Source organism: Dorea sp. (genome assembly GCF_977044405.1).
Genome location: NZ_CDRRQK010000011.1, coordinates 1 through 16,275, shown reverse-complemented (window position 1 = coordinate 16,275; position 16,275 = coordinate 1). Strand labels below are relative to the sequence as shown.

Sequence of the window (16,275 nt, the reverse complement as noted above, 5' to 3'; positions counted from 1 at the left end):
ATAAAGGGAAAGGATGAATAAGGATGAATAAAGTACAGAATCTTCAAAGAATCATCATCCTGATACTGGCGGTGGCAGCCATTATATTTGGAATTATGCAACAGGAACATATGGTAGTTATGAAAAAAGCAGTGAACATCTGCATGGAATGTATAGGAGTAGGATAATGAAGACAGGATTCAGACATATCATACAGCTGGTATCGGCAGCATTGTGTAATGGCTATATAACCGGATTCCGGGAAAAGACAATTTTCAGAGGGAAAAGTAAGATGGCATGTGTGCCGGTACTTAACTGCTATTCCTGTCCGGGAGCGGCGGGTGCATGTCCAATCGGCTCATTACAGGCTGTTTTAGGAGACAGTAACTACCGGTTTTCCTTTTATGTATTGGGAACACTGACATTATTTGGGGTACTTCTTGGAAGAATTGTATGTGCATTTCTGTGTCCGTTTGGAATGATACAGGAGTTATTATATAAGATTCCGGTGCCAAAATTAAAATTACCGGAAAAAGTGGATAGGATATTACGTTATTTAAAATATTTGATACTGTTGGGATTTGTTATCATCGGACCTGTGTTTGTGACAAATGAATTTGGAATGAGCAGTCCATATTTTTGCAAACTAATCTGTCCCGCGGGAACACTCGAAGGAGGAATCCCGCTGGTATTATCAAATCCTGTTCTGAGAAATACCGTAGGAAATCTGTTTTTCTGGAAGATGACAGTGCTGGTGGTTGTACTCGTAGGTTCTATGATAATATACAGGCCATTTTGTAAATACATATGCCCGCTTGGAGCATTTTACGGGGTGTTTAACCGGTTTAGTTTTTTTAAGATCCGGGTGGAAAAAGAAGAGTGTATTGATTGTGGAATGTGTGAAAAAAAGTGCAGGATGAATGTAAGAATATCCCGGAATAAGGATCAGGCTGAATGTATCCGCTGCGGGGAATGCAAAGAAGTTTGTCCGGTGAATGCAATTAAAACAGAGATTGGAGGAAAAGTAATATGTACAAAGGGAAAAGAATACTTCAGAAAATAGTGCCAATGATGCTGGCAGTCACAATAACAGCCGGAGCTATAAGCGGATGTGCTGTGATGGAATCAGAGAAAAAAGAGATAGGAGGAGTCACAGTAAATGGAGATTACGATGACGAAACGAAGCCACTGTGGACAGTGAGCGGAGGAAAAGTGACGTGTGAGAATGAAATGCGTATCGTTTTTGGAAATGTAGGAACCGGGGTTATATCACCGGCAGAATGGGTAAGTAATGGTGATAATATGATCTACATGGAAAGCATCAGGGGGTATGATATAAGCCTTGTACTTTCTACAAGAGCGAAAACACCATATATAAGATTTCTGTGCGAAAAGAACAAAAAAGACATAGAAGAGATTAAAAAGGAAAATCAGGAATATCAAAAGATAGATAAAATTGTTTCATATAAAGGAAACACCTATTATATTGCTTATAATGAAACACTCAACAGGGAAGCGAATCCAGGAAGTACAGAAGAAGATGAAGTATTTTACAAGAAGATGGCAGATGTCATACCAAGGCTTAAGAAAGATATTATAATTGTTCCACCAGTAAAGATGAATCTGGAAAAAGTTGTAGATGAAAAACTTCTGGCAAAGATGAAGATCAAAGATACGAATGGAAATGTGGTAACTTCTGAGATATTTAGAAATTATGATATAACAGCAGTCAATATATGGACGACCTGGTGCGGACCATGTGTGGAAGAGATGCCGGAACTTGCAAAGCTATATAAGGATCTCCCGGCAAATGCGAACTTCATATCTGTCTGCATGGATGGAGAAGAAGAGCAGGAAAAAGCCAGAAAGATACTGGAAAAATCAAATGCAGAATTTGTAACATTACTAGGAGATGAAAGGCTGAGGGAAGGTGCGTTTGGAGATGTTATAGCATTTCCTACAACAGTCTTTATTAACAGGGAAGGAAAAATGGTGGGAGATCCATTTATGAGTCCGGGAAATAAATCAACCTATCGTGCACTGATAGAAGAAAAATTGAATATCGGGAAATGATTTTATAGATAAAACAATAAAAAAATATGCAGTACGGCAGATTTGGTGACATGTTGAACACATTATCAAGAGGGCAAGTAATTCTATCGCGGAAAAAGGCAAGGGCAAGCAATACTTGCTTGATGGCAACAGAAGGAGTTGCTATATTGAGCTTAGAACTCATAAAAGAAAGGGGAAAGATAATGAGAAGAAGAAGCCAATGGATTGCGGTGCTGCTTTCTGTTGCAATATTATGCAATGGGTGCACGATGCTCGCAGTTCAAAAAGAAGAAAAAAAGACAGAACAAAAGACGGAAGAGAGCCAGAAAAAAGAAAAATCACGGGTAGATAGAACATCTGGAAAACCGTGGATTGATTCAGATCTGGACGGTGCAGTTACGAAAAAGACAAAGGTGGATCTCAAAGATGATTTTGCAACAGCGGTTAATAAAAAGTGGTTGTTGGAAAACCGGCTTCAGGAGGGCGAAGTTTCAAATAGTACATTTGATGAAATAAGTAATACCACGGCAGAAAGAATTAAGAAACTGATTACAGGAAAGAAGTATGCCGACAACACAGATATAAAGAGTATGCGGGACTGTTATGAATTGTGGATGGACTGGAAAAGCAGGAATAAGATGGGGATGTCACCTGTTATGCCAATTGTAAAAAAGCTGAAACAGATTCAGACAATAGAAGAACTGAATCAGTTTCTGACATTGCCTGCAGAAGAACGTGGAGATCTCGGACTGGTAGGATATGATGTGGAAAGAGGATTCGGCAATTCAAAGGAAAAGATAGTGTGGATCGGACCTGTGGATCTGTCGCTTGGAGACAGCGCAGAGTATAAGCAGATGACAGAAGCGGGCAAACGTTCCAAAAAAGCCGCAGATCATTTGAGCTATAAGCTGTTGAAAAGGGCTGGATTTCGTAAGAAGGAGATAAAACAGATAGTGGAAAATGCTTTTCAGTTTGAAAAACAGCTGGCACCGTTTATTATGACATCGGTAGAGCAAAAATCAGCAGATGGTGTAAAAAATCAGAATCATCCAGTCACAAAGTCTGAACTGGAAAATCTTCAGGGAGAAGTCCCGGTGACGCAGATGATTCTTCAGGAAGGATTTGAAGAACAGGATATCCAGAACATGAACCTGACAATGCCAGAATGGCTGGAGGGATTAAAAAAATTGTATAAGGAAGAAAATGTCTCCCTGATCCGTGACTATATGCTGATCAATTATCTGAAAGAGAAAGCTCCTTATCTGGATAAAGAATGCTACACATGGCTTATAGATGAGTCAAATGAGATAAATGGAACAACCGGATATGATAAAGATAAAGATGCGGCATGTACAGCTGTCCAGGATCTGATGGCGGAGCAGGTTGCAAAAGCGTATAGTGAAGTATATGTTACAAAAGAGGACAAAGATGCACTGACAGAATTAACACATGATATCATAAACGAGTACAGAAGCATGCTGCAGGAGGAAACATTCTTAAGTAATACAACAAAGTCTTATGCAGTAGAAAAACTGGATAATATAAAAATACATATCTTATACCCGGAAACATGGCCGGACTATGCCGGGATTGAGATAAAAAGGAAGTCGGATGGTGGAACTTACTGGGATGCAGCAGAGGAAATAAGCAAATCAAAACATAAGTATATGATTGAGAGTATACATGACAAAGATGATAGTGAGGACTGGAGTGAAGGTGCACTTACAACAGATGTCAACTGCTATAATAGCATCATGGAGAATTCGATTAATATTCTGGCCGGATGGTGTCAGGGAAAAAATTATAATAAAAAAATGTCAAAAGAAGAACTCTATGCCAATGTTGGATATGCAATTGGGCATGAGATATCACATGCGTTTGATTCCAAAGGGGCGCAGTTTGACAAGAATGGAAATTTATTGAACTGGTGGCAGGAAAACGAGTTAGAAGAATTCCGGAAAAAGAATGATAAAATGGCACAATATTACAGTGCAATGTATCCATGGAAAGGCGCCAAACTGGAAGGAGAGATTCTGACAGGGGAAGCCGGTGCAGATATGGCATCAATAAAGTGTATGCTGCGGATGGCAGAAAAAATTCCTCAATTTAACTATGATAAATTTTTCCGGTCTTATGCAGCAGTCCACAGGTGTGTCACTGCACTGGAAGAACAGGAGAATGATCTGGGGGACGAACATCCAATGGGATATCTTAGAGTCAATACAGTCCTGCAGCAGTTTGATAAATTCAATGAAGTATACGACATCAAAGAAGGAGACGGTATGTATCTGGCACCGGAGGACAGAGTAATTATATGGTAAACAATGAATAAATAAGTAAAAGGACCGGGAAGCCGGTCCTTTTTATACACCCTGTTTTACTGGTGTTCAGGGATATTATGTACATAATCAGAAAGAATCTGATATAAAGTAACAGGATTTTCTTTTGTCTGCTGGTTCAGCTTTAACTGCCAGTCAGGGACTTCCAGTGCATCCAGAAGTCTGCAAAGAAGAGCACCGGAATGATAAACGATATTTGTAGAAATGATACTAGGACTTTCCCCACTGCTTTGAAGTGCAGGGACAATACTGTCAAACGGGAGGATATCGACTTTGGTATCATCTTTTTTGCTTGCAAACTGCATGATCTCATAATCGTATCCGATAAGTCTGTCAGCATTCATTTCCGCATAGGTAGCAGTACCTTCTTCCGTTTCAGCCTGTGTCTCTTCTTTCATATATTTAGCATCAGCCTGGAAGCGTTTGTCAGTAACAGCTACATATTCCCTTGCAAGTTCCGGCAATGCTGTTTTATCCTGCTTGGAATCCAAATCACCTGTCGGGATTAAAGTATCATAGATCTTTTGAAGTACCTGATACTGCTCACCGAGTAACTGAAGATTTTCACCTGCGAGGGAATCTGTATTAAAACGTCCACTGAAACTCCAGTTATTCTGCATATAATAGTGAAAAGATTCGTGTATAAGGAAGTTTATATAATGACTGGAGTTATGCTTTAATGTGACAGAAGTATCATCGTATTTTGTAAAATAAACCGGATCTCCGTACACCGGATAGGACTGATGCAGGGTATTAAAATTGCCAGCCGCTATAAACTGCCAAAGAGACGGAGCCATCGGGGAGATGCGGTAAACTTTAATAGAATAGTCTTCCGGCATCTGAATCTCATGTGCAAATATACTGTGAATATCCTCAGATGGATTGATCAGATATGCTTTTCCAAAGCGTCCGTTCAATGCAAGGATCGTTTTATGGTTAATATCATAATCCTTCCAGATTGTGCTGGAAGTATCTGTGTTCATAACGGTATTTAACTCAGATAAAATAGTCTTGTCCGTGTGATTTAGGGAATCATAGGTATCATTTCGGAAGTTGCAGAGAACCCGTACAATATAGCAGATCAATAAAATGAAAAGCAGCGTAAAAAATACTTTTAGCTTACGGTGGCGTTTTCGGGTTGTGGGTGATTTTAAAGATAAGTTGTCTTTCATAATAAATCTCCTTGTTTTTCTAAAATTTAAATTTTTAATCTGATTACAGAATAAGAGATGAAGCGTAAGAATACAAGCAAGCGTGTCTTGCGCCGGGCAAAAACAGGTGCGCAAGCAGCGCTTGCGCAAAAAAAAGCAGACGCAAGAGCGTCTTTCTTGTTATTTTGGAAAGGGTTTGTTAATGTCTATGGTGCAAACCCCAAAATATACATTGAAAATTGAAAAAAGAAAGGAGAAGGCTATATGAACATGATAAACGAGAATAAAAAGGTATATGATCCGGTTACGGAAGCAGGGATGAAACTTGGAAATGTATTATTGCTCGCAGGAGGGCTGTGCTTTTTCATAAGATTGTTGATTGTTACATTTACTACAATGGGAATGATGCAGGGATTTCTTTCATTACTAGTTGTAGGGGCGGTACTGGTAACCGCAGGAGGAGGAGTATACCTGCTGGTTGGGATGAAGAGTGCGGCTGGTATGCTTACAAGTCATGACAGCGGAAGAAAAAAAGAATATAAGATGAATATCTTGAAAAGTGTCAGGGTAATTGCAGTGATTACTGGAGTGATACTGGTAATGCTGACTTCGAATTCCGGAGTAGATCTGATGCCGGCTGCATATCTGTGTATTGCTGTTGTGGCTGGAATAACCGTCGTTATTATAAAGAAAAAACATTAGACAGAAAATAAAGGAGGAATGAGAGGGTATGAGATTGCTGACCGCAGGAATTGTACTGATGCTGATATGCATAGTCTTAATCTGGAGAGAGCCAAGAAGATTCCGGAATGCTTTGTTATTCTTTGTGGCACTCCTGCTGCTTGTACAGGGGATGATCAATGTAGTAGTGAGAAGCACCTATGCAAGATATACAACATATAACATTCTATTCTATTTTATTGTTCCGGCAGTGTCGGTCGTCATGTCAGGATTCTTAATCTATAACGGATTCGTTATGATGAAAAAGGAAGGACGCCGGCTGCAGAACATTCTCTCATTATTACTTGGAATGGGGATGGTTACTGGATTGTGTGTTATGGGTGGATTCCTATTCGTATATTCGACGAATCCACTTGTGAACTCCATACTGTGGACCGGAACTGTATTTTATGCGTATTTTTCCTATACATTTTTAGCTTTTTTAATCTATTCTAAGATCTATATGTTGCTTCCGAAGAACCGCTCCTGCGACTACATCGTAGTACATGGATGCGGACTTCTGGGAGGAGAGAGGATATCCCCGCTTTTAAAAGGACGAGTGGACAAAGCGGTAGAAATCTTCTACAAAATGCGCCAGGAGCCGGAACTTGTATTATCCGGCGGACAGGGAAGCGATGAAAAAATATCAGAAGCAAGAGCCATGTATAATTATCTGGAAAATAAAGGCTTCCCAACCGGTAAGGTAATCTTGGAAGAAAGATCCAGAACAACGTACGAGAATCTTAAAAATGTAAGAAACATGTTAGACACAGAAAGAAAAAAACACAGATATATCTTTGTCACCAATGATTATCATGTCTTCCGGACAAGTCTGTTTGCAAGAAAATTGAAAATGAAAGCAGAAGGAGTTGGTTGCAGAACGGCAGCGTATTACTGGCCAAGTGCATTCATCCGGGAATATATAGCAGTTATGGTGATATTCAGAAAGGTAAATATTCTGATGGGGATCATCTGGCTGATCTGGTCAGTCCTGTTCGTATATTTCTAGAGCATTTTTTCAGACATGTTCCAAGAACAGCAAGATAAAAATAACCAGATAAAACATATGAAAACGACCTAAAATGAGAGATGGACGGTCAGAAACCAGTGAGAAAATCACGGGTTTTTGAACCGTCCTTTTTGTATAATTTTGACAATTGACAAAGGGAAAAAGTAAAGTCGAAAAGAACTGGAAAATGTAGCGGAAGAACAACAGAAGTACAACAAACAGATGTCGGAAAATGTCAGTGCCAGGAAGCAAAATAGAAGAGAAAAAAGGAAAAGTGAAGAATGTAACCATGCATATTTGTGGCAGAAAAAAAGGGGCAAGTGAAAATTGCCAGGAAATATAAGGAAAAGTAGGAATCCATATATTCTGAATAAATATATAGAATAGAGTATTTTTGCTACAATTTTAAGATTTCAAAGCAATAAAGTGAAAATAGAGAGGTGAAATGGAGTTATATACTATAAAGTAAATGCAAAAGATTAAAAATGACTGATATATCAACTGAAAGGAAAACAAATGTGTTGAAATGAAAGACAATTATTATACATAATATCTATAGACAGAGCGGCTTATATATACATAAAACGGGGCAAGCAGAACTTGCGCAGAGGAAAAAGAGTGTATGACAGATCGGGAATTAAGAAAATTAAAAAGAGTAGAGCTTCTGGAAATTATGCTGGAGCAAAGTAAGGAAATAGAACGCTTGCAAGCAGAGCTTGCGCGGGTAAAAGAAGAATTGGGAAACAAAAAAATTGCGATAGAAACTGCAGGAACACTGGCGGAAGCAGCATTAAAACTAAGTCATATATTTGAAGCGGCAGATGAGGCGGCGAAGATATATCTGGATAATATTAAGACAGATGCTGAAAAAAGATAAATGAAAAATTCCAAAAGTAAAAAAGCCAAGAGGAAAGGATGGAACGGTAATGGCAAAAAAGACAGAATATACAGAATTACCGGGACGTGCAGAATTGGAAGAAGAACTGTCAAGAGTCCGTTACAAAGGACGCTATCATGGTGTTTTTAGAAATACAGTCGGTGTATTAATTGTAGTCGCAGCAGTTTCTATTCTGGTAGCAACATTGTGGATGCCGGTGCTGCAGATATACGGTTCATCCATGACTCCGACATTAAAAGAAGGAGAAATCGTTGTATCATTTAAAAGTTCGAAAGTAAAAAGAGGCGAAGTTATTGCATTTTATTACAATAACAAGGTGCTGGTAAAGCGTGTCATTGCATTCCCGGGAGAATGGATCGATATAGATGACAGCGGATATGTGACAGTAGATGGAAAAAAGGTAGAAGAACCATATCTGAAAGAACACGCAAAAGGCGATCTGAATATAGAACTGCCGTATCAGGTACCGGAAGACAGATATTTTGTAATGGGAGATCACAGATCAACATCGGTCGACAGCCGGAACACAGCAGTTGGCTGCGTATCAGAAGAACAGCTGGTAGGACGGATCGTGTACTGCATATGGCCGCTTGGCAATGCAGGACCGGTAAAATAATTGCAGGAGGAATGAGTTATGAGAAAGGAGTTACAGAAGAAAGCCGAAAATCTGAAACAGATCAGCCATAAGGCAGGCAGATGGAAAAAGATAGTTACAGTGCTTGCATGTGTAGTTGTATTCTGTACCACCTATGCATTGATCCTTCCGGCAATCACATTGGAATCTGGAGAAAAATTAATCTGTACAGAAGAAAGTGTAAGCGGTCATGTACATAATGCAGAGTGTAAAGATGCAGATGGAAGAATCCAGTGTGGATATGCAGATTATGTCATACATACACATGATGAAAATTGTAAGGATGCAGATGGCAATCTGATCTGTGGATTGGATGAGATAAAAGAGCATACACATACAGATGAATGCTATGAGGTGAATGCGGAAGAAGTAAGTGAAACAGACGGACGAGCAGAAGAGGAAAAAGATGAAGCAAGTGAAACAGACGGACGAACAGAAGAGGAAAAAGATAAAGCAGATGATAACAATGACGAGACAGCAGAAAAAAAGCTGATCTGTACAGAACCGGAAGTTATTGCACATATACATGATGAAAATTGTAAGGATGCAGAAGGGAATCTGATTTGTGGAAAAATACAGATATTAAAACATGAACATCAAAAAGAGTGTATAGAAAAAGAAGCAGATACGGAAGAGAAAAAAGAAAAATCACCAATAGAAGAAATTAAGAAAGACGATCAAACGTCAGAAGAAGAACAAATAGAGCAGGGAGAAAAAGAGGATAATACGGAAACCGAATCTGAAGAGTTAAAAAGAACAGAAGAGGCCAAAGAAACAGATAAGAAAACTCCGGAAATAAAAGAACCGGAAACAGAAGCACCAGAAAAAGAAGCACCGGTAAAAAATCAAGATAAACAAGAGAAGGATGAAGAAACAACAAACAATATATCAGAAAAAAACAATGATAAAGAAATAAAAGAAAGTGGACAAGAGTCAGAACAGGAAAAAGAAGTTAAAAAAGAAGATGCGAATCTAAGAAAACACAGAATGACCCATGAAGGAAAAGATTACACCGTCCATGTAACATTCGGTGAAGATGCAGAACTTCCAACAGATGTAAAACTGGAAGTAGAAGAAATCAAACAAGGAAGTGCAGAATACAAAGACTACTACAAACAGGCAGAAGAAGCACTGCCGGAAGAACAGGGATTCATGTTCTGCAGGTTCTTTGATGTAAGTTTCATATCAGACGGAAAGAAAGTAGAACCAAAAGCCAGTGTAGAAGTAGAAATTTCTTACAAGGAATCCGTACCACAGCAAAAAGGAGTAGAGACAAATGCGATCCATTTTGCAGAAGACGGAATCGAAGTATTACCGGCAGAAGTGGAACAGAATGCAGATGGAGAAGATACATTTTCTTTTACACAGGACAGCTTTTCCGTTGTCGGGACAGCAGTGTCAGCAATTAATCTTAGTGAGGGAAGTTATATTTTTTACAGAGATGGATACGCACTGGGAGTAAATAAATGGGGAATAATAGCGATGCCTGTTACCGTTGATGAAAATGGATACGTTTCGCCAAAGGATTCTAAAGTAGGAATTGATTATATTACCTGGTCTTATGATTCATATGGATATTTAAAAAATAAAAAATATGAGGAATATTTGACATTAGAATATGATCAGAGCCAGAGGCAAGGTTATGTAAACACTTCTACGCACGGACAGAGACTTCAAGCGAGAATTATCAATAATACTATCCGGATAGCATATATAGACAGCAGCACATATCCTACAGGGGAAAGAGGATATTATTTAGGATTTGATGACAAAAAGCACACTTTCACAGTAGGAAATACATTTGCATCGGGAGATTATTTGTTCGGGGCCAAAGTCGCTAATGTAGATGGTTCAAAAATAGAAACAGGCGATCTGGAAGTTAAAGATACGATCAAAGAAGAAGGAGTTCTAAAACCGGAATTTAATGGAGCCAGCAAGGGAGAAATCATAACATATACATGGTACCGGAGCGATAACGGAAGTGGAAATTGGACCAAAGTTGAACGGAAAAGAGTTACCGGGGATTCTTATAATGTAGCAGAAGATGGAAGCTGGTTAAATGTACCGTTGGATGGAGGAGCTGATAAGTACTATAAAGTAGAGATTGCCACAATGGGTGGTGCGCAGTTATCACCGTCAGTGGAATCGAAATCATATCATGTACCTTATTATGATCAGGTACAGAACGGTGATTTTGAAGAACCTGTGATACCATACGATGATAATACAACTTATAACGAACATTATCAGCCGCTTTTACCAAATGGAACTGCAGGAATGGTATGGAAGACAACAGCCTCTGATGGAGAGATAGAATTTGTCAGCGTTGCATCGGATGCATTTCAAGAATGGAGTGAAAAATGGCACAATTGTGAAAAGGCAGCTAACGGCAAGCAGTATGTTGAGTTAAATGCCACTATGCCAGGAGCGTTATATCAGGATGTTTTAACTGTACCTGGATCTACAATGTATTGGAGTCTGGCTCACAGAGGACGTGGACCGAGTTCGATGAAAATAGGTGATCCACAGTCTAAAGATACTATGTATGTTGTAATTATGTCGGCAAAGGATGCAGAAGGTATTGTGACACAGGAACAGGTGGATCGGATTATTAATAATCCAGAACGATACTCTGCAAAAGTAATTTCAATAACAGATGATAACAAAGAGTGGGTTTACCATACTGGAGAATATGAAGTCCCAGATGGACAGTATTTGACGAGATACTTTTTCGGAGCTGGTGAAACATCATTTGACCGATATGGGGGTGAAGAAAATGTACCTGCATATACAGTTGGCAATCATCTGGACGATATTCATTTCAGCACAGAACTTGCACCGCCGGCAAAAGGAAAGATCAATTTAGAAATTTACAAGACAATAGTAGGACTAGATGAGCAAGAAGCCGAGAACTTATTAAAAAAATTACAATTTAAAATTAATGAAACCCGGGTAAGCGGAGCTGATTTTAAAAATTTTAAGCAGAATGAAGATGGAAGTTATACAGCCAGCTATCAAGTACAAGAAACAATTGGATCAAATGTAAACGAGGTAACGAAATATGTTTCAGAAGATCTTTCAACGGCAGACGCAGAAGGGTACATAAGAACTAGTACAACGTATGCGATTGGTGAAAATGGTTTGAAATATAATTACGATCATACAAAAAATGTAGAAGTTACGATTGCTGATCGGGGAACAGGAATCATATCATTTGTAAATACTTATGCACCGGAAACAGCAGACATCAGTATTTCGAAAATCAATGACGAGACAACACCGCAGGCTTTATCAGGTGCAGTATTTTCACTAGATGTTCAGAATGATACAACATGGGATACGTTCAACAATACTATAGAAGTAAATGATAATGGAATAGCGAATATTAACCATTTATTATACGACAAACTCTACCGCCTGACAGAAACAAAAGCACCAGATGGATATTCCAAGCTTACAGACCACATTTACTTCAAGATACAAAAAGAAAATGGAAAAGCCAAAATCATCCCATATAATGAAAATGGAACACAACTTACCAAATGGCCGGATCAGGCAAATGTTTCATCAGCAGAACCGTTGAAATTAACAGTCATCAACAATAAAAAAGCAATGCTTCCAGAGACTGGAGGCAGCGGAACAAACAGAACATACGCAGTGGGAATCATGATGATTCTGACAAGCGGAATGATATATGGATGCCGGGAAAAGACGAGGTGGGGAAGGAGGAGACACTGATAAATGATAAAAATAAAGGTATCCGGAAAATAACACATTTTATAAGTAACATAAAAACGGACAAAAGATATGAAAGGGGAAAAGTAAATGAAGAAAGTTAAGAAATTTGTCAGTTTAGTATTAGCAGCAGTGATGGTAATGGCGATGGCGGTGACGGCGTTTGCGGATGGTATAACGCAGGGAACAACGGGGACAACTGGGACGATTACGGTGGATAATGCAAAATCAGGAGTAAATTACACTGCATATAAAATATTTGATTTAAAGTACAGTAGTAATAAAACATCTTACTCATATACAATTACTGCTGATTCTGAGTGGAAAAATGCAGTAGATGAATATGCGGGAGCTACAGGAAAAGGATTAAGTGTTAGTTCTAATGCATCTAGCAGTGGCACATATGATGTAACAATTACTGAGGGTACATTTAGAGCAGCGGATTTTGCAAAATTTTTAAAAAGTAAAGTAAGTGGAAAATCAGGTAAGACATTAACAAATAATACAGAAACAGGCAAAGCAGAAGTAACAGGATTGGAATTGGGATACTATTTTGTGGATTCAGATCAAAATAATGCCCTTTGTAATTTAACATCAACAAATCCTAATGCAACAATTCATGATAAAAATGATGTTCCATTTGATAAAGTTGATGACAAATCTACAGTAGAGATTGGCGATGCTGTTTCCTATACTATTACAGGTAAGGTTCCAAATACAACAGGATTTATGACATACGAATATACGATCACAGATAAAATGTCAGAGGGACTTACATTTAATGATGATGTAGTAGTAAAAGTTGGTGGAACAGAGTTGGCGAAAGATAAATACGATTATACAAAAAGTGTAGATAATAAAGGCTTCACACTTAAAATTCATGTGAAGGATATGCAGAATCAGGTTGGGAAAGAAATCGAAGTTACATATACAGCGACTGTAAACGAAAATGCACCAGCTAAAATTAGTAATAACGAGGCAAAACTGATATATAGTAATGATCCTACAGATTCAACAAAAACAATGACTATTACAGATAAAGAGACGGTATATTCAGCTAAAATTGTAATTGATAAATATGAAACAGGAGATGAGACGAAGAAACTTGCGAATGCAAAATTTGTCTTAGAGGATAAAAATACAAAACAATATTATTTATATAATGAAAAAACAAATAAAATTGAATGGATTGCCGATAGAGCAAAAGCAAGTGAATTTGTAACAACTATGAATGGCGAAGCGTCAATTAATGGATTAAAAAATGGAACCTACAATCTTTATGAAATTGAAGCACCGGAAGGATATAATATGTTGACAGAGCCTATAGAGGTAGTGATTAATGGTAGCGATCAAGATGTAAGTACACTTAGCAAAAAAGTTGAGGTAGCCAATAATAAAGGTTCCATGCTCCCATCTACCGGCGGCATCGGCACAACAATCTTCTACGTCCTCGGCGGAATCCTGGTTCTTGGAGCAGCAGTAGTTCTGGTAGTAAGAAGACGTACAGAAAAATAAAAGAACAATTACAGAAAATCAAGAAAAACAGTAACAAGAAGTAAATAATGAATGGATAGTAACAAGTAATAAAATCAGTAATTAAAACAACAAATACCTAACAAATAATGTAAAAGAAACACAAAATAACACTAAAAAAGGAGGGATACACCACATGAGAAAACATCTGTCAACATGCATCATCGTCCTGATATTTCTCATCGGCTTATCCCTCCTTCTATATCCAACGCTCAGCGATTACGTGAATTCCAGAAATCAGACACGTGCGATTACGGAATATGACGATAAAGTAAGCAAGCTGGAAAAGGAACAGTACGAAGAGATCCTGCAAAAAGCCAGGACATACAATGAAAAGCTGGCAAGCCATGAGACGAACTGGAAATTATCGAACGAAGAGCTGGATGAATATAACCAAATTCTGAACATCGACAATAACGGCATGATGGGATACATCGAGATTCCAAAGCTTCAATCTACACTTCCGATTTATCACGGAACAGACGAAGGAACGCTTCAAAGGAATATCGGACATCTGTCAGGCAGTTCGGTGCCGGTTGGGGGAGAGAGTACACATAGTGTACTGTCCGGGCACCGTGGACTTCCAAGTGCGAAACTTTTCAGTGATCTGGATAAGCTGACGGAAGGTGATCAGTTCGTATTGCGTGTGCTGAATGAGACACTGACTTATGAAGTAGACCAGATACTGATCGTATTGCCGGATGAGATGGATTCACTTAGAATTGAAGAAGGAAAGGATCAGTGTACACTGGTTACCTGTACTCCATATGGTGTGAATTCACACCGGCTTCTGGTACGGGGACACCGGATTGAAAATGGAGCCGCATCTGATATCAGAGTCGTGGCAGATGCGATGCAGATTGACCCGGTTATGGTTGCACCAATGCTGGCAATACCAATATTGCTAGTTATATTTCTGTGGGTTATGCTAAGGGGAAAAAGATAGAGGAGATGGCAATATGGAAAATGAGAGAAAGAACGAGTACAATAAAAAAACAAAATACAGAGTCTGCACATTTCTCATAAGCCTGATCTTCGCATGCACCATATGGAACGGGCGGGTCATGGCAAGAGATTTGATCAATCTGAACCAGAGACATACACTGACGGTCGAATATCCATGTGCAGATACCAGCTTCCAGATATATAAGGTTGCGGATGTATCCGAAACGGGAAGCTATACGTTGACAGAAACATTTGCAAAATATCCGGTCGTTTTCGAAAATATGGATCAGACGCAATGGCGTACGCTCGCATTAACATTGGAAGGTTACATAGCAAGAGATGACATACAGCCGCTTGCAGAACAATCTACAGATGCAAATGGAAAAACAACATTCCAGGATCTGGATGCAGGACTCTATATATTAATAGGAAGAAACCAGTCTGATTCCACATACAGATACGAATGCGAACCGGCAATGATCCAGCTTCCGGGATTGAATGAAAAGGAAGAATGGATTACGGAAGTCACTGCAAAACCGAAGTATACGAAGCAGCCGGTTAGTCAGGAAGAGACGCTCACACAGAAAAAAGTGATAAAGATCTGGAAGGATAATAACAGCAAAAAACGTCCAAAGGAGATCCAGGTAGAGCTTTTAAAAGATGGCAAGGTTGCAGATACGGTTATGCTAAATGTAGATAACAACTGGAAATATCAATGGGACAATCTGGACAGTTCAGCGACCTGGCAGGTAATGGAAAAAGAAGTGCCACAGGGATACCGCGTGACAGTAGACCGGGAGGCAGATACATTTACCATTACAAATGTGAAAAGCACATCGTCAAAGGATGGTAATACCGGAACAACCATCGGAACCGGAACAAACAAGACCGGAATATCGGGAAGTGGTAAGAACAGCAGGCTTCCACAGACAGGGCAGCTTTGGTGGCCGGTTGGGATCCTGGCAGCAGCCGGTATGTTCTTTTTCACAGCAGGGTGGCTTAGAAAAAAGAATAATTAAAATATAGAGAGTTAAGATACCTTGTATAAAATTTTAAAAGATTTCAAAAACAATAATTAAAACACAGAAAAATGTGTGATTATAATCAGAATCTATAAATAAAATCTATATAACTTATACAATATTACGATAGAGCTGACTTGAAAAAGTAAATTCCAGTGCAAGAGTAAATTCCATCATGTTTTAAATTTTGCTGAAATTACGAGAGATTTTTGCTTGAAATCTCTCGTTTTCTGCTATAATTAATGTAACTCATCGAAA

The 16,275-nt window shown here is 38.8% G+C and carries 13 protein-coding genes; 12 read left to right on the top strand and 1 reads right to left on the bottom strand.

All coding sequences use genetic code 11. The features are described 5' to 3' along the window. Positions 1–23: 23 nt before the first annotated feature. The 4 genes from ACWJAF_RS06675 (at position 24) to ACWJAF_RS06660 (ending at position 4,352) form a co-directional block, all read left to right on the top strand. Positions 24–167, top strand: a complete 144-nt coding sequence (locus tag ACWJAF_RS06675) for a CD1871A family CXXC motif-containing protein (RefSeq protein WP_296033405.1) — start codon at positions 24–26, stop codon at positions 165–167. Continuing rightward, the gene (locus ACWJAF_RS06670; RefSeq protein WP_448862976.1) at positions 167–1,042 is read left to right on the top strand and encodes a 4Fe-4S binding protein; all 876 of its coding nucleotides are present in this window, start codon (positions 167–169) and stop codon (positions 1,040–1,042) included. The genes ACWJAF_RS06675 and ACWJAF_RS06670 overlap by 1 nt, the downstream gene beginning before the upstream one ends. Further along, complete coding sequence (locus ACWJAF_RS06665) at positions 1,009–2,052, top strand: TlpA family protein disulfide reductase (protein ID WP_448862975.1); 1,044 nt, start codon at positions 1,009–1,011, stop codon at positions 2,050–2,052. Before ACWJAF_RS06670 ends, ACWJAF_RS06665 begins: the two co-directional genes overlap by 34 nt. Positions 2,053–2,234: 182 nt before the next feature. Then, on the top strand, positions 2,235–4,352 hold the full coding sequence (locus ACWJAF_RS06660) for a M13 family metallopeptidase (protein WP_448862974.1): 2,118 nt from the start codon (positions 2,235–2,237) through the stop codon (positions 4,350–4,352). 56 nt (positions 4,353–4,408) lie between these two features. Here ACWJAF_RS06660 and ACWJAF_RS06655 read toward each other — a convergent pair whose 3' ends face one another. Further along, on the bottom strand, positions 4,409–5,353 hold the full coding sequence (locus ACWJAF_RS06655; RefSeq protein ID WP_448862973.1) for a hypothetical protein: 945 nt from the start codon (positions 5,351–5,353) through the stop codon (positions 4,409–4,411). 432 nt (positions 5,354–5,785) lie between these two features. On the opposite strand from ACWJAF_RS06655, the gene ACWJAF_RS06650 reads away from it, so the two are divergent. The 8 genes from ACWJAF_RS06650 to ACWJAF_RS06615 all read left to right on the top strand — a co-directional run bounded on the left by ACWJAF_RS06650 (position 5,786) and on the right by ACWJAF_RS06615 (position 16,014). After that, positions 5,786–6,223, top strand: coding sequence for a hypothetical protein (locus tag ACWJAF_RS06650; RefSeq protein WP_448862972.1), 438 nt, complete (start codon positions 5,786–5,788; stop codon positions 6,221–6,223). Positions 6,224–6,251: 28 nt separating this feature from the next. After that, positions 6,252–7,250 carry a YdcF family protein gene (locus tag ACWJAF_RS06645; RefSeq protein WP_448862971.1) on the top strand — a complete coding sequence of 333 codons (999 nt, stop codon included), beginning with the start codon at positions 6,252–6,254 and terminating at the stop codon, positions 7,248–7,250. Positions 7,251–7,872: 622 nt separating this feature from the next. Continuing rightward, positions 7,873–8,127, top strand: coding sequence for a DNA repair protein (locus ACWJAF_RS06640; protein ID WP_448862970.1), 255 nt, complete (start codon positions 7,873–7,875; stop codon positions 8,125–8,127). A gap of 49 nt (positions 8,128–8,176) precedes the next feature. Next, a complete protein-coding gene (gene lepB, locus ACWJAF_RS06635) occupies positions 8,177–8,764 on the top strand; it encodes a signal peptidase I (RefSeq protein ID WP_448862969.1) in 588 nt (195 codons plus the stop codon). Positions 8,765–8,782: 18 nt separating this feature from the next. Further along, a complete protein-coding gene (locus tag ACWJAF_RS06630) occupies positions 8,783–12,520 on the top strand; it encodes a SpaA isopeptide-forming pilin-related protein (RefSeq protein ID WP_448862968.1) in 3,738 nt (1,245 codons plus the stop codon). Between the two features lie 87 nt (positions 12,521–12,607). After that, positions 12,608–14,032: a SpaH/EbpB family LPXTG-anchored major pilin gene (locus ACWJAF_RS06625; protein ID WP_448862967.1), complete on the top strand. Its 1,425-nt coding sequence runs from the start codon at positions 12,608–12,610 to the stop codon at positions 14,030–14,032. Between the two features lie 154 nt (positions 14,033–14,186). Next, the gene (locus tag ACWJAF_RS06620; protein WP_448862966.1) at positions 14,187–14,996 is read left to right on the top strand and encodes a class C sortase; all 810 of its coding nucleotides are present in this window, start codon (positions 14,187–14,189) and stop codon (positions 14,994–14,996) included. Between the two features lie 13 nt (positions 14,997–15,009). Further along, positions 15,010–16,014, top strand: a complete 1,005-nt coding sequence (locus ACWJAF_RS06615; protein ID WP_448862965.1) for a Cna B-type domain-containing protein — start codon at positions 15,010–15,012, stop codon at positions 16,012–16,014. The last annotated feature ends 261 nt before the right edge of the window (positions 16,015–16,275 follow it).

Coding starts and splice junctions, on each gene's coding strand:
- ACWJAF_RS06675 (WP_296033405.1), top strand. CDS start 24: ATGAATAAAGTACAGAATCTTCAAAGAATCATCATCCTGATACTGGCG.
- ACWJAF_RS06670 (WP_448862976.1), top strand. CDS start 167: ATGAAGACAGGATTCAGACATATCATACAGCTGGTATCGGCAGCATTG.
- ACWJAF_RS06665 (WP_448862975.1), top strand. CDS start 1,009: ATGTACAAAGGGAAAAGAATACTTCAGAAAATAGTGCCAATGATGCTG.
- ACWJAF_RS06660 (WP_448862974.1), top strand. CDS start 2,235: ATGAGAAGAAGAAGCCAATGGATTGCGGTGCTGCTTTCTGTTGCAATA.
- ACWJAF_RS06655 (WP_448862973.1), bottom strand. CDS start 5,353: ATGAACACAGATACTTCCAGCACAATCTGGAAGGATTATGATATTAAC.
- ACWJAF_RS06650 (WP_448862972.1), top strand. CDS start 5,786: ATGAACATGATAAACGAGAATAAAAAGGTATATGATCCGGTTACGGAA.
- ACWJAF_RS06645 (WP_448862971.1), top strand. CDS start 6,252: ATGAGATTGCTGACCGCAGGAATTGTACTGATGCTGATATGCATAGTC.
- ACWJAF_RS06640 (WP_448862970.1), top strand. CDS start 7,873: ATGACAGATCGGGAATTAAGAAAATTAAAAAGAGTAGAGCTTCTGGAA.
- lepB (WP_448862969.1), top strand. CDS start 8,177: ATGGCAAAAAAGACAGAATATACAGAATTACCGGGACGTGCAGAATTG.
- ACWJAF_RS06630 (WP_448862968.1), top strand. CDS start 8,783: ATGAGAAAGGAGTTACAGAAGAAAGCCGAAAATCTGAAACAGATCAGC.
- ACWJAF_RS06625 (WP_448862967.1), top strand. CDS start 12,608: ATGAAGAAAGTTAAGAAATTTGTCAGTTTAGTATTAGCAGCAGTGATG.
- ACWJAF_RS06620 (WP_448862966.1), top strand. CDS start 14,187: ATGAGAAAACATCTGTCAACATGCATCATCGTCCTGATATTTCTCATC.
- ACWJAF_RS06615 (WP_448862965.1), top strand. CDS start 15,010: ATGGAAAATGAGAGAAAGAACGAGTACAATAAAAAAACAAAATACAGA.